At 36.3% G+C, this 22,661-nt stretch carries 14 protein-coding genes, 2 tRNA genes and 2 pseudogenes; 6 read left to right on the top strand and 12 right to left on the bottom strand.

Annotated elements, in window-relative coordinates; genetic code table 11:
• Positions 1–277: 277 nt before the first annotated feature.
• The 6 genes from V4B17_RS00190 to V4B17_RS00165 form a co-directional block, all read right to left on the bottom strand.
• The gene (locus V4B17_RS00190; protein ID WP_455479531.1) at positions 278–457 is read right to left on the bottom strand and encodes a hypothetical protein; all 180 of its coding nucleotides are present in this window, start codon (positions 455–457) and stop codon (positions 278–280) included.
• A gap of 335 nt (positions 458–792) precedes the next feature.
• The gene (locus tag V4B17_RS00185) at positions 793–993 is read right to left on the bottom strand and encodes a hypothetical protein (protein WP_455480219.1); all 201 of its coding nucleotides are present in this window, start codon (positions 991–993) and stop codon (positions 793–795) included.
• 294 nt (positions 994–1,287) lie between these two features.
• Positions 1,288–1,578, bottom strand: a complete 291-nt coding sequence (locus V4B17_RS00180) for a hypothetical protein (protein WP_455479530.1) — start codon at positions 1,576–1,578, stop codon at positions 1,288–1,290.
• Between the two features lie 148 nt (positions 1,579–1,726).
• Positions 1,727–1,945: a hypothetical protein gene (locus tag V4B17_RS00175; protein WP_455479529.1), complete on the bottom strand. Its 219-nt coding sequence runs from the start codon at positions 1,943–1,945 to the stop codon at positions 1,727–1,729.
• 343 nt (positions 1,946–2,288) lie between these two features.
• Entirely contained in the window at positions 2,289–2,492 is a 204-nt protein-coding gene (locus V4B17_RS00170) for a hypothetical protein (protein ID WP_455479528.1), read from the bottom strand.
• 955 nt (positions 2,493–3,447) lie between these two features.
• A complete protein-coding gene (locus tag V4B17_RS00165) occupies positions 3,448–7,602 on the bottom strand; it encodes a Vomp family autotransporter (RefSeq protein WP_455479527.1) in 4,155 nt (1,384 codons plus the stop codon).
• A 1,749-nt stretch (positions 7,603–9,351) separates the two neighbouring features.
• On the opposite strand from V4B17_RS00165, the gene V4B17_RS00160 reads away from it, so the two are divergent.
• Complete coding sequence (locus V4B17_RS00160) at positions 9,352–9,621, top strand: hypothetical protein (protein ID WP_455479526.1); 270 nt, start codon at positions 9,352–9,354, stop codon at positions 9,619–9,621.
• Between the two features lie 2,584 nt (positions 9,622–12,205).
• On the opposite strand, the gene V4B17_RS00155 is transcribed toward V4B17_RS00160, so the two are convergent.
• Positions 12,206–12,295, bottom strand: a tRNA-Ser gene (locus V4B17_RS00155).
• A 291-nt stretch (positions 12,296–12,586) separates the two neighbouring features.
• Here V4B17_RS00155 and rplU point away from each other — a divergent pair.
• The 4 genes from rplU to V4B17_RS00135 all read left to right on the top strand — a co-directional run bounded on the left by rplU (position 12,587) and on the right by V4B17_RS00135 (position 17,855).
• A complete protein-coding gene (gene rplU, locus V4B17_RS00150) occupies positions 12,587–13,078 on the top strand; it encodes a 50S ribosomal protein L21 (protein WP_455479525.1) in 492 nt (163 codons plus the stop codon).
• Between the two features lie 15 nt (positions 13,079–13,093).
• Positions 13,094–13,363, top strand: coding sequence for a 50S ribosomal protein L27 (gene rpmA, locus V4B17_RS00145; protein ID WP_455479524.1), 270 nt, complete (start codon positions 13,094–13,096; stop codon positions 13,361–13,363).
• Between the two features lie 1,407 nt (positions 13,364–14,770).
• A complete protein-coding gene (ptsP, locus tag V4B17_RS00140) occupies positions 14,771–17,275 on the top strand; it encodes a phosphoenolpyruvate--protein phosphotransferase (RefSeq protein WP_455479523.1) in 2,505 nt (834 codons plus the stop codon).
• 490 nt (positions 17,276–17,765) lie between these two features.
• Positions 17,766–17,855, top strand: a tRNA-Ser gene (locus tag V4B17_RS00135).
• Positions 17,856–18,386: 531 nt separating this feature from the next.
• Here the strand turns inward: V4B17_RS00135 and V4B17_RS00130 are convergent.
• The 4 genes and pseudogenes from V4B17_RS00130 to V4B17_RS00115 all read right to left on the bottom strand — a co-directional run bounded on the left by V4B17_RS00130 (position 18,387) and on the right by V4B17_RS00115 (position 19,841).
• On the bottom strand, positions 18,387–18,572 hold the full coding sequence (locus tag V4B17_RS00130; RefSeq protein WP_455479522.1) for a hypothetical protein: 186 nt from the start codon (positions 18,570–18,572) through the stop codon (positions 18,387–18,389).
• Positions 18,569–18,988: a ParB N-terminal domain-containing protein gene (locus V4B17_RS00125; protein WP_455479521.1), complete on the bottom strand. Its 420-nt coding sequence runs from the start codon at positions 18,986–18,988 to the stop codon at positions 18,569–18,571. Before V4B17_RS00125 ends, V4B17_RS00130 begins: the two co-directional genes overlap by 4 nt.
• Before the next feature lie 56 nt (positions 18,989–19,044).
• Positions 19,045–19,384 (bottom strand): annotated as a pseudogene (locus tag V4B17_RS00120) (hypothetical protein).
• Between the two features lie 196 nt (positions 19,385–19,580).
• On the bottom strand, positions 19,581–19,841 hold the full coding sequence (locus V4B17_RS00115) for a helix-turn-helix domain-containing protein (protein ID WP_455480218.1): 261 nt from the start codon (positions 19,839–19,841) through the stop codon (positions 19,581–19,583).
• Between the two features lie 223 nt (positions 19,842–20,064).
• Between V4B17_RS00115 and V4B17_RS00110 the strand changes: the two are divergent.
• Positions 20,065–20,483 (top strand): annotated as a pseudogene (locus V4B17_RS00110) (helix-turn-helix domain-containing protein).
• A 381-nt stretch (positions 20,484–20,864) separates the two neighbouring features.
• Here V4B17_RS00110 and pgi read toward each other — a convergent pair.
• Complete coding sequence (gene pgi / locus V4B17_RS00105) at positions 20,865–22,535, bottom strand: glucose-6-phosphate isomerase (protein WP_455479520.1); 1,671 nt, start codon at positions 22,533–22,535, stop codon at positions 20,865–20,867.
• Between the last annotated feature and the right edge of the window lie 126 nt (positions 22,536–22,661).

Below are 22,661 nucleotides of genomic sequence, written 5' to 3'. Positions count from 1 at the left end.
TGAGTCTTACTAATATACTTTCCGTGTTCTTATGACTTATTGAGTAAAATAGCAAGAGAAAATGAAATTTTTTGGTATTTGAAGACTGCTTGATGTAGGTCGTGGTGCAATTTTGCTACACTTACACCAAAAGGCTTTCGTAAATCTTTAAGTTTATCAGGGGGGATATTTTTAATGCAGCCGTATATTTATGGTTTTGACCAAGAGATGTTTTGCATCTGCTTAATTTAGAGTAAGGACAAGTGGAAGAGTTCGTTAAAATATTTTGTTTTTATTGTTAATTTGGCGTTAAGCTTATTCCTACATCCATACCCCAGCGTTCTTCAACACTTGTTACAGATAAATTAGAACGCATCTTTCCATCTTCTGATATACAATCAGCACCAACAGCAAAAACCGATTTGCTGCGCCGTGGACCCGTATCAAATGAAACACTTAAAAGATCCAGCTGTATCAAAATAATTCAAATTGGATACTGCCAAACCTACGACCACTACTATCTTGCTTTTTTCTGGACTGACTTGGTATCATAATCTTAATGCTTCAAATTTTATATTCGTGTGGAATTTAACCTCATTAATAACATTACCTATTGCATTATCTATGACTTCATGAAAACCTTCATCCGTATATTTCTTCATATCATCAAGAACTATCTTCATCTGCTGTTCAGTATATATTGTGCAAATGGCCACCATTAACTGCTTATTTAGAGCCTCCTTCAATTTGGCCATCCATCGCACGATCTATCAATACTGATTCGTTTCATTACCACTTATTAACGTGATGCCATTAGGTCTTTTTACCATCATCATCTTTGTCGTGGCTAACTGCTCCATTCGCTACTGAAATTTCAATATCTTTAACATGTTGGTTTGTTGTGCCTGCCTTGTTCTCAATATTGCTAACTTTATCATTTATGAACCAAAATTGTCTTCCGTTAATCGCATCTTTCAAATCTTCTGCTACCTTACCATCTGCAACATGCGTAATCTTACTATCTTTCTCATTATGACGTGCATCATACGCACCATCAGCCTCATCCCAATTTTAACCGTTCGACGCAACATTCTTGGCAATCTCGTTAACGTGCTCGTTGATATTCAACATACTTCTACCAACATCATCAAATGCTTCTGCTACACTGTCGTAGCCCATCTTCTTGTCATCCGCTGTACCATCTTCCTTGAAAAATACAATATTGAATGCTGAACTTGTCTATTTACCATTCTCATATTTAGCACCACCACCAAAATACATGGCAAGAATCCGATTCAGAGAATAAAGCTAAGAGCCATTGATTGCATCGATTGAGTTTTTAGTGATATCACCATTGGCAAGGTGCGTAATCTTGCTGTTTGTCTTCTCTTTACCGTGCTGCACTACAAAGACATTACTCTCATTACTCCATGATAAAGAATCTTGTGCAACTCCTTCTGAGACTTCCTTAATGCGATCGTTAACAGTCTTGATATTCTTACCGAGTTCTTTAAAGGCTTTTTCAACGCCTTCACACGGTTTATCTGTTACAACTCCATCCGTGAAAATATGCAATAATTTATAGCTTGGCTGTGTCAAATCTCCATCTTTAAATGTAGCATCACCACCTAAGGACTTTGCAACATCCTAACCGATTTTGTTAATATGTCCACCCGTGATTGCACCACGTAAATCCTCAGCAATCTAACCATCGGCAACATTATGGAGACCTACAGCTGTGGAATCCTTAATCTTTTCCTAAAGTCACACTTGTGTGATTAATGCTACCGTTTTCATCACCTGTTTTGTCATAATGAACAATAACCGATTCATCAGACTGCAAACTGTTCGAAAAATCTTTCAAGCCTTTATAAAGCTGTCCTTTGTTAATAGCTTCATTATCTTGTGTCGCTTCCTTCACACCAGAAATTGTACAAGAATCACCTGATTTGTTTGCAGCGTTCATCCCCGTTCCTTCTGTTTCTTTATCGGTGATGATACAACCCGCTTATCCACCATCTTGTTTAACAAGACTTATTTCCCGCTATTTGAATTTTTATCTCTTGTATCTTATCTGCGTCTGCGCAAAATTCACTGCATCCTCAGATCTTTCCCCAGCTGCCACTCCTACAAATCTGGCGTGTTTTTTCTGAACAAACACACAAACACTCACTGCACCTCACGTACTTTTCCATGCAAAATTGTCAGACTATGAAAAACCTTTGGTGTAAGGATCATAACCAATGGCGCAAACAACAATATAAGCCACAGGCCAACTCCCAATCGCAACACCACTCTCTGCTAACACTCTAGCAAAAGCACCAAAAATAATAGAATGCTTTTTCTTTGCTTTTGAAAAAAACTAAAACAGCCGCGCCACTGCCTGAAACCTTAGAAACCGCACCTACAGCTGTCGCATAATTACCCGTTGCCATTGTACGATTATCCATATCTAATTTGTCCAGCGAACTACTATTAAATTCATAACCTATAGGCAACGACATTATTGTCATCTGTCTGCACCTGATAACCCGATGTAATAAAGCTGACCAGCTAAAAATTTTTTATGATTCTTCCCCCCATCCTACTGATCTCGTTGTATATTCACTGGCAACTGAAATTGCTCTTGCCACTCATATCATTGAATAATTAATTGCTGCCACTACTTGTAAAATTGTGGACGCAAAAAATTCAATAAAAATTCTGATTTCTTATTCACATCTCCAGCTTGTAAACCCTCAATATTTGCAGTCACATCCACACTCATCACACAAATACTCGACGTCTTTGAAGAATTATCAGGTGCGGTTTTTCTTACCATCAAGCTTAAAAACTTTAACCAATTTATCTTTCTTATTCACCATGACATTATTGGAGTGCACATCTTTAGTGTTTACAATCATATCAGCAGTTACAGGAAAAACATTCGATAAAAATGCAATTACTACAGCTAACGAATAAAAAAGGAGGACAACTTAAACCATCCGCCGTTGCTGTGGTATATAACTTTTTCATATTCATAATACTCACCCCCCTCATAATAATAGATTAAAAATACAAAAAAACTACGCTCTAGAGCTCTAAAGCCTTCTTATCTCCCTTGTGTGTTCATGCTTTCACGGCAGTTTTTGGAATATGAATAAAATTAAAGCGTAACCTGTTGTTTCTAAAATAACTTTAAAGGGTAATGCAAAGAAGGTTCATAAAAGCCAATTTAAGAAAAGTAAAAAATACTTAATATTGTAATCGATTTCGTTTTTCTATCAAAGGTTGTGCATGGTTTTTAGCTTTGGCCTCTTTGAAAAAAAGATAATTTTTGTGCTTATTGATCATCCGTTTAGGTACCTGTTTGTTTTTCGTGGATAAGATTTCTATTCCAATAGAGAATTTATCAAAGCTTTTTGATAAAATGCCCCTGCTTTTATGAAACAGGGGCAAAGAACATATTTAAGAAAAGTTTTTTGCTTATCAATTCAGTGTAAAATTAAGCCCAACACCTACACCCCAATGACCACCAGAAGTCGTTGCGGAGAGGTTAGAGCGGATTTTTCCATCTTCAGAAGTATAACCAGCACCAAAAGCAAATGCCGATTGGCTACGCCATAAACCACTACCAAATGCAAGACTTAGCTTTCCAGATGCATCATTATAACGCAAATTAGACACTGCCAAACCAATAGCTGCGGCCTGTCTTGCCTCTTTCCGTACATTTTCTATGCTATAATTCAAAGCTTCAAACTTTATATTGGTGTAGTTGTTAGCACGTTCAACAGCATCATCAATAGCATCGACAACAATATTGTTTACACGTTGATCTGTATAATTCTTTGATTGATCAAGAATGATCTGCATCTGTTCTTGGGTGTAATCATGCAACTGACCACCATTAACCGCCTCTTTTGAACCATTCTCAATAAGACCATCAGCGACATTGTCAAGTAATACAGGCTCATCTTCGTCACCCCCTTTTAGAGTGACTTTGTTGGTTTTTTTGCCATTTTCATCTTTGTCGTAAAAAACAACCCCATCAGCAAGACTGTCAACCTTATTTTCAATGTTCTCGACTTTGTTTTCAACATTGACAACAATTTCACTAATATCCGTAACTGTAGCAGAAATATTATCGACTCTGTCTCCAATATGCTTAATATCTTGTTCAACGCCAGTAATACGCTCATTAGTCTCCCAAAGCTGCCCACCATTTACTGCTTCTTTCGAACCTTGTGCAATGTTACCATCTGCTACATTGGTAATTTTACTTGGTACACCGTTATGGCTAGCATCATAGGCTTTTTCATCCTCATTCCACTTTAAAGCATCCGTATTATCTGCATTTTCTATGACACTATCAATACGATTATTTATGTTGACCATACTCTCACCAATACCACTAAGTGCATCAGCAACATTATCAAATTTCTCATTTTCATTTTTTGTACCATCAGCATTTAATGTCGTAACATAGAAACCTGGATTCTGCCATTTACCTTGCTCATATTTAACACCACCACCAAAAATTTCTGCAATTTGGCTACCCATAAAATGAAGCTGCGAACCATTTATAGCATCTGTTGAATCTTTATTAATGTCACCGTTAAGAATGTGAGTAATCTTATGGTCTGTTTTCTCTCCTTCTTTTCCGCGATTTGCAACAAATGCCTGTTCATCTTCATTCCACAACAGAGCATCTTGAGAAATCTGCGCTATGCTTTTATCAAGTTGACCTTTATTAACCGCTTCATTATCGTTCACTGCGTCTTTCACACCTGCAATAATCCGATCTCCAGCACCGCCAGTAATATCAATTTTCGTGCCACCCTTTTCCGCACCAATAGTGATAAGTTTCTGTTCTTCATCCCATTTTACGATACTATCACCTGTTATATTATCTATTCGACTGTAAATATCTGTTATAGAATTATTCATACTAGTGAAAGCATTGTTCACACCTTCAAAAGCATCAGCGACATTATCATAAGACTTCTTAGAGTTGTTGCCGTCATAGACATAGAAAGTAGGAGACTGCCATTCACCTTTCTCATATTTGGCACCACCACCAAAATAATCAGCAATGTCAAGAAACCCAACGGTTATTCTATGATCAACTGCAAAGACATTTTTATTAACTACATCCAAGGCTTTACCAACATTATTAGGTGTCACTATACCAGTTGTACCATCATCATTAATGGTAATTAACCTATATTTGGGGGCTGTAAAAACGCCACTCTCGAATGAAGCACCACCACCAAAAATTTCTGCAATTTGGCTACCCATAGAATGAAGCTGCGAACCATTTATAGCATCTGTTGATGTTTCATTAATGTCACCATTCAAAACGTGAGTAATCCTATAGTCTGTTTTCTCTCCTTCTTTTCCGCGATTTGCAACAAATGCCTGTTCATCTTCATTCCACAACAGAGCATCTTTAGAAATCTGAGCTATGCTTTTATCAAGTTGACCTTTATTAACCGCTTCATTATTGTTTACTGCGTCTTTCACACCTGCAATAGTCCGATCTCCAGCATCGCCAGTAATATCAATTTTCGTGCCACCCTTTTCCGCACCAATAGTGATAAGTTTCTGTTCTTCATCCCATTTTACAATACCATCGCCTGTTATATTATTTATTCGACTGTAAACATCATCGAAAACACCATTCAAAGATTCAAAAGCGCCAGCAATATCCGAATAGGGTATCTTAGAGCGAATACCATCCTTGTCGACATGATAGACACTGAAAAGGGGATTATGCAATACTCCATCGTCATCATATTCAGCACTATCACCAAGAATGCTTGCAATTTGGCTACCCATAGAATGAAGCTGCGAACCATTTATAGCATCTGTTGAATCTGAACTGATTTTCCCATCAGCAATACCGGAAATAACTCGATTGTTGTTTTCACTGTTTGCAACATTGATTTTGGTACCATCTTTTTCATTACCAACAGTGATAAGTTTCTGTTCTTCATCCCATTTAACAAGATTATTGCCGGTTATTTGATTTTTTACTTCATTCAACTGTGCAACATTAACTGCATCGGTATCTTCAGTTCCTGCCAGAACTCCTGTAATCTTTGTATTACCAGCGTGAATGCCATCAGCAAACATGCCTGGACCACCATTAATTGCGAAACCGTCATTGTCCATGTAGGCGTCCCCTGTCGTAACACTCGTCAACTCAAGATTATCACTCAAAGAAAATTTGACTTTATGCGTATTACCTTCAATTTCTTTTTCAATCTTTAAGTTGCCTTGTCCTGTTCCTGTATTTGCCACTGAAAAATCTACAACATCGCCTCCTTGAACAGGACTCCCATTTTCTCCGTCAACAGAAATTTTCCACTCTGCAGCCATCACTTCTCTTAATGCTTTCAACTGCGCAACATTGACAGCATCGGTATCATTCGTGCCTGCTGCAACGTTTGTAATCTGTCGCGTTAGATTCTGGTTGGTATTACCAACACTAAAAGCACCTCCAGTGCTTTTCCATGCAAGATCCTGCCTCGTTGTCTCCCCGTTTGTTGTAGGATCATAACCCAAAACTTTACTCTCAGTACGAGAGACAGACCCTCCACCTATAGCAACACCATCTGTAACAAGTACCTGTGCATTTATACCAATTGCAACTGAATGGGCTGTTTCAGCAAAAGTATGAGACCCTATGGCAATCGAATTTTTGCCTTTTGCTATTACCTTTCTTTCCTCCCCGTTATCTCCAGGCTCCCCACCACCTATTGCAATAGAACCAAGAGCTTGGGCTTCAGCCTTCGAGCCTATAGCAATCGCATAATCTTGAGTTGCTTCGCTCTTTAACCCTAACGCAATACTATTGTAACCAGATGCAATTGTAATCTTACCAATGGCAACACTATTGATACCGTTTCCTTCTGTATTTGAACCAATCGCAATCGCATCGTCCTGCGTAGCTTTAGAACTCTCACCCAGAACAATACTATTTTTACCAGATGCAGTTGCAAGCCCTCCAATAGCAATTGCAGACTGCCCGGACGCCTCTGAATCAATACCAAAAGCAATGCTTGCTATACCACTTGCAAGTGCAGAAACACCAAAAGCTTGCGCTCCTCCAGCTTTCGCCGTTGCACCTGCACCAAATGCGGTTGAATAATTACCTGTCGCAGCAGATCCACAACCGGTAGCAAAAGAATAAACACCATAAGCCTCGGGCATCGCGTTTGTACTACCACCCGTAGTAGCTCCCATATAACCACTGTTTGAGGACGTCATACCGTCACCAGTCCAATTTACCTTATCAGTCGTTGTGCCATAAGGATTATAATTTCCAAAAGGTTTATTATTAATAAATCTATCATATTGTTCTGCTGCAGTTATTCGAGAAGTATCCCCTATTGCCTGCTGTTGCTTACCTCCACGACCAATAACATTATCTGCACCGCAGTAATCATCATCACCAGCAAGAACAATACTACCATGACTACCATGCGAGTAAACAACATTGACGTTATTTGTGCTTAAATTACTCTGTCCTGTTATTGCGAGATTCGCAGCGAAAACAGGCGAAACACTGGATAAAAGCACAGTCACTGCGGTTCCCAAAGAAACCGCTTTAACCTTTGATTTTGAATATAATTTTTTCATAAGAACCTCCTCCAACAGAGTCTAATATCAATACAGCGTGAAAAACCCCACGGCAAAACCTTGTCTGCGCGCATAAAGAACAAATAAATTAAAAAACAGACTCCTCCCCTCATGATGCCGGCATTTCTTACGTCATCATCCTAAAACCTCTGCAACAGCATTGAATCTAGAAAATCCCCCAACTTTTTTAGCTAGAAAGGTTCAAGCTAAAAATAAATAAAACACAAACTTTGAAAATATAACACAATCTCCATTCAAAAATATCTTCTAAAAGAGCAATTCTGTCACTAAAATAAAGCGCACAATAAGAATGGCAAGAGCATGAAAAAAAAATTTCATTAATTTGTAAAAATACTTGTTATTAAATACAAAAAGATATTTTTGTAATAATTATATTATAATTTTTTATATTTATCATATAATGTAATAGATTATCATTATCATGATAGCTGTAGTATTTATTATTAAATAACATGATATGTGTCTTTTATAAAAATATTTTACCATATAATTAAGTGATTTCTATGGCAGAATTTACATGTTTAATTTTGTAGTTTTCATGAAAAATATAAAATTTCTTTTATTGTTATATGAATTTATTAATATTGTCTTTTGTATTTTCTATATTTCAATAAAATTATTGTTATAACTATTATTTTTCATTGCTATATGTTTTTTATAAAAAATATATAAATAAAAATTAGATATTTTTTAGCTATTATTTCCCAAAATAATAATTTCTATTTTCATTGTTATACATATTATTTTATTACTAAAGAATATTGTATACGTTATTCCATAATGAGTATTTCCTTTTTTTAAAGTTTTCTATTGTATCAAGCTGTACGTCATTTTAACTCTTTTATGAGAAACTTTATCTTCATAAAACAGAGCTTTTTCCGTCAAAATTACTTAAAGGAAATTATATGCAACACGCTTTAGAACATTTTACACAAACAAAATAAGATGTTGCCTGAAAATGCATATATTATAGATTTTTGGCCAGGCAAATATTATAGAAAATGCGTAAAAATTAGTCTGAATTGTTGTGCAAAATACAATTTTTGATATTTTTACAATCTGAAATGATATTTGAGACATTAATACATTTAGAGGTACATCATATAATTTGCAAAAATACATATTTCAATGAAGTATTTTCCTTATTTATCAAATATAAGATATCCACGGCTTTCTCTTCTAATGCGATGGTATATGTTGAAAAATTACAAATTTTACAAAAACGATACCAATACTGAAGAAACCAAATCGTTAGAATATTACGCTTTTTAACCCACGCCATTGGTAAAAAATTGAAGCGTGTGAGAAGCGGTACGTTATTGATTGCTGATAAGACCAAAAACCTTATCCCTAAAGCGCTTACTAGGTTGCACAATTTATTGATATCAATAGCAATGGCCTTGGCTTTCGTTGATAATTATAAAATCTTCAGGCATTTGGCTCATCATCAAAATGGTCCATCTTGCATGCAAATTAAAAAAACATTTGGCAATTCATCTTAAATACTGCAAACTCTATAGCAGAAACATTACCACGCATTTTCATGATGAAAAAATTAAAAATTCTGGAGCGATAAGGTTCTTGATAGGTATTGGTTTGAAGATAGCACCTTGCACCAAATTGACAAAATCATGGTGTTAGTATACATGGTAGATGTTGGTGATGACAATGAGGTAAGACCTAAACATATCAAAGCCGCACAGAAATACGCAACTTTGAGGAATTGGTATGGCCTCTTTATGCGATAAGGAATTATCCGATACACTTGTTGGTCTTTGTGATGACTATCGACGCGGTTTTGACATTGGAGCAGAGCTTAAATTGTGTGTGGATTTAGCTTTATCCCTTGAACTGGAATTAAGTATTCATCGTTTAAGCGAAGCAGATGCGGTTTTTAAAAAGGAAGTTGTACAAACATTGTGCCGTTGCAGAAGATTTCATTCCAATGAGGATGAGCCTGACATAGCAGTTCATATGGATTTTGAAGAACGCAAATAATAAAATATAACTTCTATAAAGTGGGGAATTGTCTTATTATTTTGCTTAAGCATGAAACTAAAGACTTTTTAGAATTTCAAGGCATTTGTATTATTAAACAATTATAATAATGAGGTTAAATGAGGGAATGTGTTAGCGATTTTTGGTATTTCATAAAAAAACGATGCGCATTTTGTAATACGCACCAGGTTTATGCTTTATTTGCTAAAATCTCTAACCTTGATATCAATTGTTCTGCGCTTTAAAATCACCTGTTAAATATGAAGCATCATAAATGCTCGCAGAATAGCATGTCCTTACGGCACTTGAATACAATTTACTATTCTTCATTTTCGTAAAATAGAACGATGAGCTTTCCAGTAGCCGCAATGATACTTTGAAAAAGCATAGAACCTGAGACGAAATGCCCTTGGAATCTCTTGCTATAAGTAAGTAAAGTCCGATGATCAGGTATCAGAGATACCATTAAATTGGGCTGTAATCTTCCCTGATATTGAGGATGACAATAAAGTTTTAATAAAAAAATTGAGAAAATTCTACTGGAAAGTCCAAATCCAATTATGAAATAAGCAAAAACACAATAAAAGTATATTTATGACAGATAATAAAATGACAAGATCGATAGCCATAACAGCTAATAAAAGTACTTATATTTTTCTGATGGATAAAACTTTACAAAAAAGTAGCGGAAGAAATGCACCAGTAAAATGCCCGCTGAATAAAGCGCTTCAAACATTGCAAAAGTCCTGCTATCGGCCTTCAAAATCTCTTGTGTATAAAGAACCAGAATAACAAGAATAATCATCTGACCTACATAATGCATAAAAAGAGCTGGATTGTGCTTAAAATAACCAAGTAAGGATATGTAATTTTCCACCAGCTTTGCTGGTTTTCACTTTTATGTACTTAGGTTTTAGATGTTCTCATTGCAAAGTTAAACAAACTAACAATAATAAAGGATATACCACTTATCAGGAAAATTCCTTTTGTTCCTGTATAAGCGAGTATAAATCTGCTTAATCCCATACCTACGATAGTGCTAAGTTTATAAGCCATATCGATGGTCGCATTTGCACTAATAAGCTGTTATTTTGAAACAATATTTTAGATTGAAGGAACAGCTTATGGCATACAAAAGGAGATCACAATACCCAAAAAAGCAGATAGAAATATTAAATCAGTTTCTATGCCAAACCGCCAAAGTATTACATAGCCCACAATTACCGAACCTCTGACAAAGTTTTAAATGATAATCTGTATTTTACGATTGTATTTATCCACCAATACACCGCAAATGGATGAAAAAATAATGCTCGGCATCCAAAAAAAACATCAACAGCGCTGCATTACCAATTGAATTTTTCTGGCTGTAAATGTAAACAAACCATGACAAGAAGGTAAATTTAACTCATTTCCAAATGTAACAAACAAGCTGCTCAGCGTAAAATAGAAAAAAATTTTATTCTCAAATAAAAGAAACGTGTTCCTTCAAATTTAATACGATCATAAATTATTTCCCTAATACAAATATCATTCAGTGTATATTTTAACTAATTAAGTTTGAAAAAGTAAAATCACTCACTTTAATGCTTTTAAAACATTTATTCTTTCATAGTATAACTAGCCTTTCTATAAAATAAGAATAATGGAGAATAATTTTACAATACTGACATTTCATAGAGATTAGTATTCTCATTGAATGTTTCTGTTTACGTTGTAGAGTACAATTTAGTGGTATTGAAAACAGTTATTGTGGCTATACAAAAGAATAACATCTAAAAAGCAAATCGAAGATCTTATCTTTTGCAATGAAGTGGTCGAAATCTATAATTTTTACGAGAAGATCATAAATTTATCATGGTATAGAAGCGGTTATCGCACCAAAATTTTAAGGAATTTTCAATCGAAATCCGTGGAATTTCAATCTCATTGTAGTTGAGCTCCAAAATACATCATTTGAAAAAGGAAGGAATATAAACATCAATCTTGCAAAAAGAAATAAAAGGTATCAAAGGGTAGTCCTATTCCGCTCTCCTTCGAAATTTATTCTTAACATCATAGTTAAAGTAGGACTGTTCAATTATGTATGCCAGCAATTATAAGAATGACAATACACTATGATACAAAGCGTTCAGCCACAAAGTAAAAAATTTAACCGATTAGCCCAATGGTTATGATCGCTATCGTATCTGTGCTATCCTCTCACCTTATTTAAAACTATGCTCCTTCCTTTTAAGGATAAAAGACATTTGTCCATTGTGGATGTAGAGGCGTGGACAGGCACTGCATTCTACGATCAGCACGTGGATTGGGAAAATTAGAAGTAGTACGTGCAGCTAAATAAAGGTGCTAAGATTCCGTAAATGGCAGCGCTTTTGAATGTATGAGAGATCAAGTAGCATCGCTCTGCGCTAAAACATTCGATGAAAAAGATCTTACACAAGAAGTAATCAAAAAGCTACAAAAAGGTTCAGGATAGACACAAGAACGAGTCACAAGAATAAAATTTCCGAACTTTTGTTAGCATCCTGTCCATTAAAAAAATACTGTATAGAGTCAATAAATTATACATTAGTAAATTTGATGGCGGAGAGAGAGGGATTCGAACCCTCGATAGAGCTGCCCCTATGCCGCATTTCGAGTGCGGTGCTTTCAACCACTCAGCCATCTCTCCAATGAAAATGCAGTAAAATTTGCACTGTTTGAGTATATGTCGGGTAGATAACCTTCAATTGCTTTTAGCACAACCCTTTTTTGTTTTTTTGTGAGACTTTATTGACAGAGAACAGAAATTCCGTCATATGTGCTCAAAATATGAGCGTGGGAAATCTGCGCATGTTTGTGTTTTGTAGAGTGTTTTTATCTCTCTTCTTAAATCTATTACGACTGATAAAAAGCAGCCTGTTTTCCCTTAATTGATAAGGCAGAAATCAAATGAGAGCTGGAGTGAACGAAAGGATAAAAAATGTTCGCAGTCATTAAAACCGGTGGTAAGCAATACCGTGTTATTGCTAATCAAATGATCAAAGTTGAAAAAATTATTGGAAATATCGGTAATATTGTTGAATTCAATGACGTATTGATTGTTAGGCAAGAGGATAATACCATTATTGGTGCGCCTGTTGTTGCCGATGCTTTGGTTACAGCTGAGATTGTAGAGCAAGCACGTGCGCGTAAGGTTATCGCATTTAAGAAACGCCGTCGTCAAAATTCAAAACGCACGCGTGGTCATCGACAAGAAGTGACGACACTTCGTATTTTAGAAATTTTAATGGGTGGTTTGAAGCCTAAAAAAGCAGCTGAAAAACCAATGAAAAAAGAAGCTGTTGAATTGAAAGAAACGATAAAGGAAACAAAAGCAACTGCTTTTGCTAAAGAAACAGCCAAGAAAAATGTTGAAAACAATCCCACATCACAGAAGAGAGTGGCTGTAGCGTCAAATAGTAAAGAAAATTAAAGGAGAACAACGTCCATGGCACATAAAAAAGCTGGTGGTTCCTCGCGTAATGGTCGCGATTCAGAATCAAAACGTCTTGGCGTTAAAAAGTTTGGTGGTGAAGCCGTTATCGCTGGAAATATTATTGTTCGCCAGCGTGGTACACGCTGGCATCCTGGTGATAATGTCGGTGTCGGGAAAGACCACACTCTTTTTGCGCTGTTAAATGGAAAGGTTTATTTTCAAAGAAAAGCGAACAACCGTTCGTATGTCTCGGTCATTCCTATGGTAGGAGCAGAAAAATAGGCTGTAATGTCCTTTTCATAAGCCGGTGCTTTATTGAATTTCGATTGTGAGATTATAAATTTTAGAAAGGAAAGATGGAATATTATCTTTCCTTTTTTTACGTTTATGCCACAATAGAATATAATGGTGTATAGAAAACTGAAAAATAAAAAGTAGGGCAATTATTTTTCTAAAATAACCAATAGATTAGTGTTTTGCTTAGTTTGTACTGAGAACATTAACGCGGTAACAGAATTTATCCATAAATTGGTATATGATGGTAATGAGAGAAATTTTTTCTTTATGCACGAAAAAGCTATTAAGCGATTTCTTTTCAGAGAATTTGAGAAAAATTTAACAGAAGTATTTTGCACAATCGTTTTGATACAGAAGAGCTAATTTGTGGGCGTTAATTGTGTTCATAATAGTTTTTTAACGGTTATGGATACTATTTAGAAGAAAACAAATATGTAAGAGAGACTATAAGAGTATTGATCAAAGCTGTTTTGCAAATAATATACGTTTAGAAGGGAAATAAATCTATAGTAAAGTGACATTGAGGAAGTTTTGGTTTTAAGCAATCGAAATGTCAGACGTGCAATTAGTAATATCAATAGTATTTTGATCTATCTGCTATGGAGAATTATTAATATAATCTACATCAGTATTTAAAATAAAATGTTGAATTAAGATAAAAGCGTTTTTTATTCTGTAAATTTATTGATTTTTATTTATCAAAACACCTAGAATCTAAGGGTATGTATAGTATCTTGCTCGATTTTAGCTGTTTAGCATATGTTTTTTGGGTATACAGACAAAGAATACCCTGCTGTTGCCATATTTTTTGAAAAAGAAAAGCCCTATAATATCGTTAAAGTTATGTTCTAAAGCTTTTACGTTATGGAATATTTTTAGCCACGTGGAATTTTAAGAAGATAGGACTGCATGTAGAAATTTGTGCTCTTGTAATGAATCAGAAAGAGGGAAAGGTTGGTTGTTCAATTTAGGGGTATCAATTAAAATATTAATTGAAGTTGTGGATGATTGTACAGTTTCCTTCTTATACTAGGAATAGTAGCAGATTATATAGGATAACTTAAAATAATGGGAGCGTTTTAAAAATAGCTTTTCAATTACTTTGGTATATGAAAGAATAGGCTATTTGTCTTCGTGTAGTAAATAAAGTGGGAAACAAATTTGCCTACAGTATTTTTACGCCACTTTGAAAACAGCGATATCCAATTTTTGATAGTTCATGTTGGGAGGTGCATAGACGCCCTGCTTAATTATATTCCGTGTAAAAAAGAAAAATCGTAGTGTTATTTATAGTTTGTATTTTTTGAAATACTGCTTTGAAATGAAATTTATCAGACATATTCAAATGCGAAGTAGTTTAAATTCATTATGAGATATGAGGAAGTAGAGGCAATGAATACAGATTTTAATGAGAGTGAAGTCTTGTCTGTAAGATCTGTACAACTTGCAGCTGCTTTTGATCATAAAAATGATGCAATTCATGCAGCTGCTAAATTACTTGTGCAGATTGGTGCAGTTGATGAATGTTATCTGGCAAGCATGCTTAAGCGTGAGACAATAATGAATACTTGGCTTGGGAATGGCATAGCAATTCCCCACGGAATGGATGAAAGTCGTGATTTAATTATCAGAGATGCTGCTGCTGTTATACAGATTCCTGCCGGTGTTGAGTGGAAGAAAGGGAATAAAGCACGTTTAGTTGTTGCTATTGCAGCTTGTCCAGATCGCTATAGAGAGATTTGCAAACAATTAACACGTCTTTTATTTGATAAGGAACAGCTTGAAACACTTTTGACGACTGCCGACAAACAACAGATTGTTACAACTCTTTTTGGTCAGGATATGAAAATGAGGAAGGCTTTTATAGGTGACCTTACAGTGTGTCAGGAATGGATTTTAGATTATCCAAGTGGCCTTCATGCGCGACCAGCTTCTCTTTGGGTTGACTTCGCAAAAAAAGCTCAAAGCTCTATCAGAGTTCGACATGGTCAGTACGCCACTGAAATGAAAAATTTGGTTGGTTTATTGCAATTAGGGGCAAAAAACGGTGATGTTCTGATTTTTTCGACGGATGCTGCAGAAGGTGCACGACTTCTTGAGGATGCGATTTCTGTTGTGAAGAAAGTAGGTGTAAGTGAAAAGTATATGACGAGAGAAATGGAATCTCAAACGAAGACTTTTCATGGTTGGTATCCGCGCTTTAAACAAAAAAGTATTTCTGGTGTTGGGGCAAGTTCAGGGCTAGCTTTTGGCAAGATTTTTATTTTAAAGCAAAATACTGTTTCCATAGTAGACCAACCAATAGATTTTGTAGTTGGCACAGCATGTTTTGAAAACGCTCTCACAAGAACAAAACATAAAATGGCATCTGTTATTGCTGATATCACGGCACGTATGGGAGCGGATTTTGCTGCGATTTTTTCTGCGCAAATGATTTTGCTTGAAGATGAAGATCTGATAGCTCAAACTTATCATTTTATGGCAGAAGGTCATGGCGTTGCCTGGTCTTGGGATAGAGCTATCCAGAAATTTGCCGATATGTTTTCTAAAGTAGATAATCCTTTATTGGCAGCGCGTACTGTTAGTTTAATTGATGTTGGTCGTCGTGTTCTAGGCGAAATCAATCCATCGTATAGATCATTCTTTTTTAATGATATTCCGCACGGTGTTATTCTTGTTACAGATGATCTCTCTCCTTCCGATATAGCTCAGCTTGATTGTACAAAAGTGCGGGGGTTAGCAACTGCATGGGGAGGGCCATTATCTCATACAGCTATTTTGGCACGCACTCTTGGTATTCCAATGGTTGTTGCTACGGGTGTGGATGTGTTAGCAGTTGAGTGTAATGTTCAGGCTATTATTGATGGTGATAATGGATTCATTTATCTTGATCCTACTCCTGAAGATGTTGAAGACGCTCAAAGTCATATGAGTATAATTTTGCAAAAGCGTAACAGCGGGATACGTGTATGCAGATTGCCAGTACAAACGACAGACGGCCAAAGGATCCGTATCATGGCTAATGTCAATTGTGCAAATCAAATTCCTGTTGCACTAAATGTAGGGGCTGAAGGTATTGGACTCATGCGTACAGAATTTTTGTTTTTAGATGATCCACATATTCCAGATGAGGACGCACAATTTGACGTGTACCGCGCAGTGATTGCAGCAGCAGATGGTAAGCCATTAATTATTCGTGCGCTCGATATTGGTGGAGATAAACAAGTTAACCATTTAAATTTATCTAAAGAAGATAATCCCTTTTTAGGTGTTCGGGGAACACGGCTTTTGTTACATCGACGTGACCTTTTAGTCCCTCAGTTGCGTGCTTTGTATCGGGTAGCAAAAGAGGGTGGAGATTTATGGATTCTATTTCCAATGATTATATCTGTTTCAGAGATTTTTGCTGTAAAAAAGATCGCAGAAGAGATTCGCAACGATATTGGGGCGCCAAAATTGAAGCTTGGTGTTATGATTGAAGTTCCAGCAGCTGCCATTATGGCAGATGTTTTGAGTGCCTATGTTGATTTTTTTTCGATTGGGACAAATGATTTAACACAATATACCATGGCTGTTGATCGACAAAATCCTTATCTTGTCTCTGAAGCTGACAGTCTTGATCCAGCGGTTTTGCGTATGATTCATAAGACTATTCAGGGTGCAGAAAAACATAAATGCTGGGTTAGCGTATGTGGCGGGATGGCTGGAGATCCTTTCGCAGCAATGATTTTGGCTGGACTAGGGATTAATGAACTTTCTATGATATCCCGTGATATTTCTTCAGTAAAAGCATATTTGCAGGCACATAGTATTGAAGATATGAAAATTTTAGCAAAAAAAGCATTACAGTGTGAAACTGCACGAGCTGTGCGTACCCTTAGCAATGATATAAAGTAACAAAGAACCGTTAAGAAAAAGAAGAGTGTGCCAATTTGCAGTTTTGTAAGGCAGGTACATTGTAAATCATTTTTGTTAAAATCAATTTCATTATCTTCATGAAGTACATTTTCATTCTGAGGATCAAGAGGTTAATACAATAGATTATTCTACTGGTTAATGGATAAAATGAATGTTAATGGGTTGATGATAGTGTTTAATCATTTGATTTTTGAAAAAACATGAGCAGCATAATCAATTTGAAGATAATATTGTTCATGAGTAGGAAAGTGCATGTATAAGCAAAAATGTTTTATTTATGATAATTTAGTCATTGCATTTTAGATGTATAATATCCACGGAAAAAATTTACTTCTTGAAAGGAGAGGATGTGCTTGTTATTTAATAAATATCACATCTTATTCTAGTAAATGAAGTTGTTTTTTGAATTTTGAGCATATAGTTTTAAGCTTGCACGTCATTTCTTTCTGGGTATAGTGTGCAGGCCTCTGGAGAGGTGGCCGAGTGGTTGAAGGCGCACGCCTGGAACGCGTGTATATGGGAAACCGTATCGAGGGTTCGAATCCCTCTCTCTCCGCCAAAATGTAGCTTTTGCAGCTTGCCAGTGGGTTTTGTACCAATTTATTTTTATCAAAATAGTTTGAGGATTGTTTATGTCCGCTTTCGTGTGTCTTATTTTCCTTTGCTAAAGCCACGATTTATAATGATTCGTTTTTTTGCTACAATCGCATGGTTTGATGCCTAAAATGTGTAAGATTATGAATAAAGAACTCTACAAAATTTTGTGTAATTTGTATCATATTTTGTAAAAATTATTTTCTTTTCAAAGGATTTTCATTTTTTTAAATAGGCTCTCAAAAGGTCTTCAATAGCCTTTCAAGGGGTATTTAAAGCTCTCTTTCGTGAGTCTTTGTTTCTTCTTCTAAAAATTGCAATTTAAGACGATAAATTTTTGAGACGGAGTCGAATTATTTAAGAAATAGCATATATAAGATGTATAACTTTTTTTAGCATGAATTGGATGAGAGTTTTTACGTATCCCAAGTACGTTATCAAGAGGAGAAACGTTTAAACCAATTTTATCAAGTTGATCCAATTTCTCATCAGCAAACTACAATGCAATGTTTACGCTTTGATTTGCATGTATTTCATTACCAATCAAAAGAGCAAGTTGTCCTTTTGATTTTTTATTCCCTTCGCACGCGATTTCATTGTGATCTGAAGAAAAATCATCCCTGATTTGAGAAATAAGTACAATTTGCACAAATTTCTCTAACTGCGTATCACCACCAATCAAAGAATAAACATAACCTTTTGTTTTTTATTTTCACCAATCTTAATTTCCCCATACTTCTTTTCCCATAATTCGTGGTAAGTCTGAACAAACAATGCATGATCTATCACCGATAACTCATTGCGAAAAAGATTTTCCACAACCTCTAAAAATGCGGCATTGTCCTTATCAGCCTGCATCACAACGGCATCAATTTCGCTATAGCCAAAAAGCTCAGCAACACGTAAACGGTGCGCACCAGCAATGAGCGTATCATTGCCCTCTTTAGCATTGGGGACGTGACACACCGTAATCGGATTTATCGATCCCTCTCGCACTATGGATTGTGCAAGCGCCTTGGCATGCTCATCATAAACAGGGCGAATACGATCAGGGACAGCAATCAAATCTAAAATAATCCCTTGAAATCGAGCCATCATGCCTCTGCCTTTTCCATTTCTTAAAAAAACAAATCCATCGCACACCCCTCCCACCTTCAATAAGCCTTCGCAAAAACAGGTTCTTCCAAACGTCGATTAATCACCTGCAAAGACAGATAAATAGAAGTCCGCTGTCGTGCTTGTATGGCAACAACACGTCGCCGCGGCACCTCAAACTGATAATATAGAATATGAATCAACAATCTGTCGTGCTAATGCCGCATCAAATAAGCCATGCGGAGGATCAATAATTATATCGGATCTGTACATGCTTAAAATCGCTACTCACTGCTTTTAAAGAATAGGAAAGCATCACCTGTAAACATTCAATTTCTGAATAAGAATTAACGATATCGCTTCAACATCTGGGGTCCATAAATTACAAGCAGCAACCATAATCCCCCCTATAAGGAGAATGGAAGCACCAGCTGATCTAAAAAACAAAACCATTCAATCATCTGACTGACGATACAACTGTGTAGGATTTATCTTTTCTATTTTGTGTTGATGTTTAGAAATTGATAAACTTTTTTATCTTATGGTGTCCAAATTCACGGCAAATGCGTTTAACATGCAAAGCTGTGTAACAAGTTCAAGCGGCACTACCGCGCAGTGGGGAATGTGTATGTGAATCCACATCGGCATGTTTTGCTGCTTTGAACATGCGACTGCGACTTTTTGGATAGCGGTCAGCAAAAATTTGCTCAACGGGCAAGCCAATAAAATCGGTAATGGCTCGTTCGGTTTTCTCATTTGACCGTGTCAAAATGTGCTGAACACTGGAAGACGGTATTTGATGGGATTTAGCAAGCTCCGCCAAGGTTATATTACGACGGCGTAGCTCGGCTGGAATACTATGGCGATCTCATGTTTGTGTGATGGTCATAACTTTTGCTCCTACTTTAAACGGATACTCAAATATCCGTTTTTTTTTGATTATATGTGTAATAATCACCCTCAATATCGAGCGGTAATAAAAAGTATAATTCTACTTTGTGAATTAGAAACATTTTTTGGCACGCCTTGAAAAATAACCTAAAACAGAACCAGCAAAGCAATCATGTGAAGTACAACGAATCCTCGGAAACGAAGAACGTGGAATTTTGTGCAACGCATTAGTTTACAACGCACTACTCTTGTCAATTATGAAATCGGAGCACACGAACCAGCATCCTCAACAACTAACGCCCATCGTAGGGTCTATAACATTAACCCCCATTGGCTCGTTACGGGTGAAGGAGAAATGTTTCGTGACGTAGATAAAGCGAAAGCCGCTGGTTTTAAACCACAAACTATCCTTGATGAACTCATAAAAAAGCTTGGTCGTATAGCTTATATGACCTATCGTGGTATGAAAATAAAACTCCTCCCTGAAGATATAGCGGAAATCGCGGCGGAACTCTATAGAAAGTTGCAAGAGCTTGTTCAAAACATCAACGATATGGAAAAAATCGAAGCAACTTTTCCTCTTCTAAAACCACACTTAAAACGGTAGATTGAAACTGAAAAGGCACATCTAGAAATCACACAAAATACGGCTTAATGTCCCTCTAAAATACAAAGATGCAGGCGCATTTCTATTTTGCTTTTTTAGTAATTTTAGCTGATTTTGAGGCTAACCTGACTTTTTAGGTGATTTTTTTCAAAGATCTTTCAAATTCGATCTTCCAGGCTTTCAAAAACCTTTCAAAGCCTTTTTTCATTTTTAGCACAAAATTCCGATTTTTATGATTTTTCGCTCTTTTTGGAAATTTTAGATATCAAAATCCAATTTGATAAAACATGCATTTAATAGTAAAAATCGTACATAAAAACAACAAATTAACACATATTCCTAATCAATCCCATCTCTTCCCACTGAATACAAAAACAATTGTCACGCTATATCCGCACGTCTTGCCTGAATATGTGCTAACAACCCTAATGTCGAACTGTCACGTTTTTTTGTTCTGTTTTCTCCGTAGAGTATTGGTAATAGTTCATTTGCTAATTCTTTTCCAAGCTCAACACCCCATTGATCAAATGAATTAATATTCATCAAAATACCTTCGACAAAAATACGATGCTCATAAAGTGCAATGAGACGACCGAGTGCAAAAGGTGTCAATAAATCTTGAACCAACATAATACTGGGACGGTTTCCCTGAAAACTTTTGTGAAGCGCTAAATTGTCTGTTTCACGCTCATCAATTCCATTTTTTATAAGAATACGTCGAGCGTCTTCGACACTACGCCCTTTCATCAGAGCCTTTGACTGCGCCAAACAGTTTGCTACCAACATGTCATACATAGGATATAAATTCTGCTCATGTCCTTTTATAAATAAAATAAATTCCACAGGAACAACATCTGTTCCTTGATGCAAAATCTGAAAAAAAGCATGTTGCCCATTTGTTCCTGAATCACCCCAAACGATAGGACCACTTGAAAAAGTTAACGCTTTGCCATCTAAAGAAACCTGCTTACCATTTGATTCCATATCAAGTTGTTGTAAATAAGCAGGTAAGCGCGCTAAACGCTGTGCATAAGGAATGACCGCACGTGATGAGTACCCACAAATAACTCGATGCCAAAACCCTAAAAGGGCAAATCGAATAGGCATGTTTTTATGTAAGGGTGCCATTTTGAAATGTTGATCCATATGCTGAGCACCATTGAGAAATTGGCGAAAATTTCGACTGCCTATTGCTAACATAACAACAAGACCAATAGCTGACCAAATCGAATAACGTCCTCCAACCCAATCCCAAAATCTAAAAACTCTTGAAGAATCTATGCCAAATTCTGCAACTTTATCAAGCGCGCTGGAAACAGCAACAAAATGCGCGTCAACAGCCTCTTCCCCTAAATGTGAACAAATCCATTGACGTGCAACTTGAGCATTTGCAATTGTTTCAGCTGTTGTAAAAGTTTTCGAGGCAATGACAAACAGCGTTGTTGCCGGATTCAAAACAGCAAGAGTATCAAAAATATGTGCACTATCAGCATTAGAAACAAAATGACAATGCGGACCATCATGATACGGTTTTAAAGCATGTGTGACCATTGCTGGTCCAAGATCAGAACCACCAATACCAATATTCACAATATCAGTTATCCTTTCACCACTACCTCCCTTATAGCTGCCATCGCGTACCATTTCAGAAAATCGTTCCATACGAGCAAAAACATCCTGAATATCTTGAACAACATTATGACCATCCAAAATGAAAACTTCGTCAGCAGGCAAACGTAATGCAATATGAAGAACCGAGCGCTTTTCAGTTGTATTAATGGCTTTACCGGAAAACATTGCCTCACGCCTGCCTAATACATCTGCTGCAGCAGCCAAATCGTCTAAGAGTTGCAATGTCTTAAATGTTACGCCACATTTCGAAAAATCGAAAAGGAGATCATCAAGTCTTAAAGAAAAATGGGAAAAACGTTGCTCATCTTCCTGGAAATGCCTACGGATATCACTCACCCCATCCTTCGTGGCATGTTTTCTCAAAGCTTTTAAAGCCGCCTCAAAAGCTTTTTCATTTCGAATTGATGGACTATCTCCCATGGTCTGATCTCTCATAGTTATTGACAATAAAATCTGCGCAAAAACAATAATAAAACAGCCAAATTTTCTTTATCTCAATCAACCTTTGCCATTCATGTACATAATGGAGTGGTGTAACAAGCAGAA

The sequence above is a fragment of the Bartonella sp. B23 genome (assembly GCF_053793815.1).
Note: the sequence above shows the minus strand (reverse complement) of the source record. Positions and strands in the feature narration are given on the sequence as shown.

Excerpts from the sequence above, each read along its gene's own strand:
- pgi (WP_455479520.1), bottom strand. The coding sequence starts at position 22,535 with ATGGGAGATAGTCCATCAATTCGAAATGAAAAAGCTTTTGAGGCGGCT.
- V4B17_RS00175 (WP_455479529.1), bottom strand. The coding sequence starts at position 1,945 with ATGAACGCTGCAAACAAATCAGGTGATTCTTGTACAATTTCTGGTGTG.
- V4B17_RS00165 (WP_455479527.1), bottom strand. The coding sequence starts at position 7,602 with ATGAAAAAATTATATTCAAAATCAAAGGTTAAAGCGGTTTCTTTGGGA.
- V4B17_RS00125 (WP_455479521.1), bottom strand. The coding sequence starts at position 18,988 with ATGATGGCTCGATTTCAAGGGATTATTTTAGATTTGATTGCTGTCCCT.
- ptsP (WP_455479523.1), top strand. The coding sequence starts at position 14,771 with ATGAATACAGATTTTAATGAGAGTGAAGTCTTGTCTGTAAGATCTGTA.
- rplU (WP_455479525.1), top strand. The coding sequence starts at position 12,587 with ATGTTCGCAGTCATTAAAACCGGTGGTAAGCAATACCGTGTTATTGCT.
- V4B17_RS00170 (WP_455479528.1), bottom strand. The coding sequence starts at position 2,492 with ATGACAATAATGTCGTTGCCTATAGGTTATGAATTTAATAGTAGTTCG.
- V4B17_RS00160 (WP_455479526.1), top strand. The coding sequence starts at position 9,352 with ATGGCCTCTTTATGCGATAAGGAATTATCCGATACACTTGTTGGTCTT.
- rpmA (WP_455479524.1), top strand. The coding sequence starts at position 13,094 with ATGGCACATAAAAAAGCTGGTGGTTCCTCGCGTAATGGTCGCGATTCA.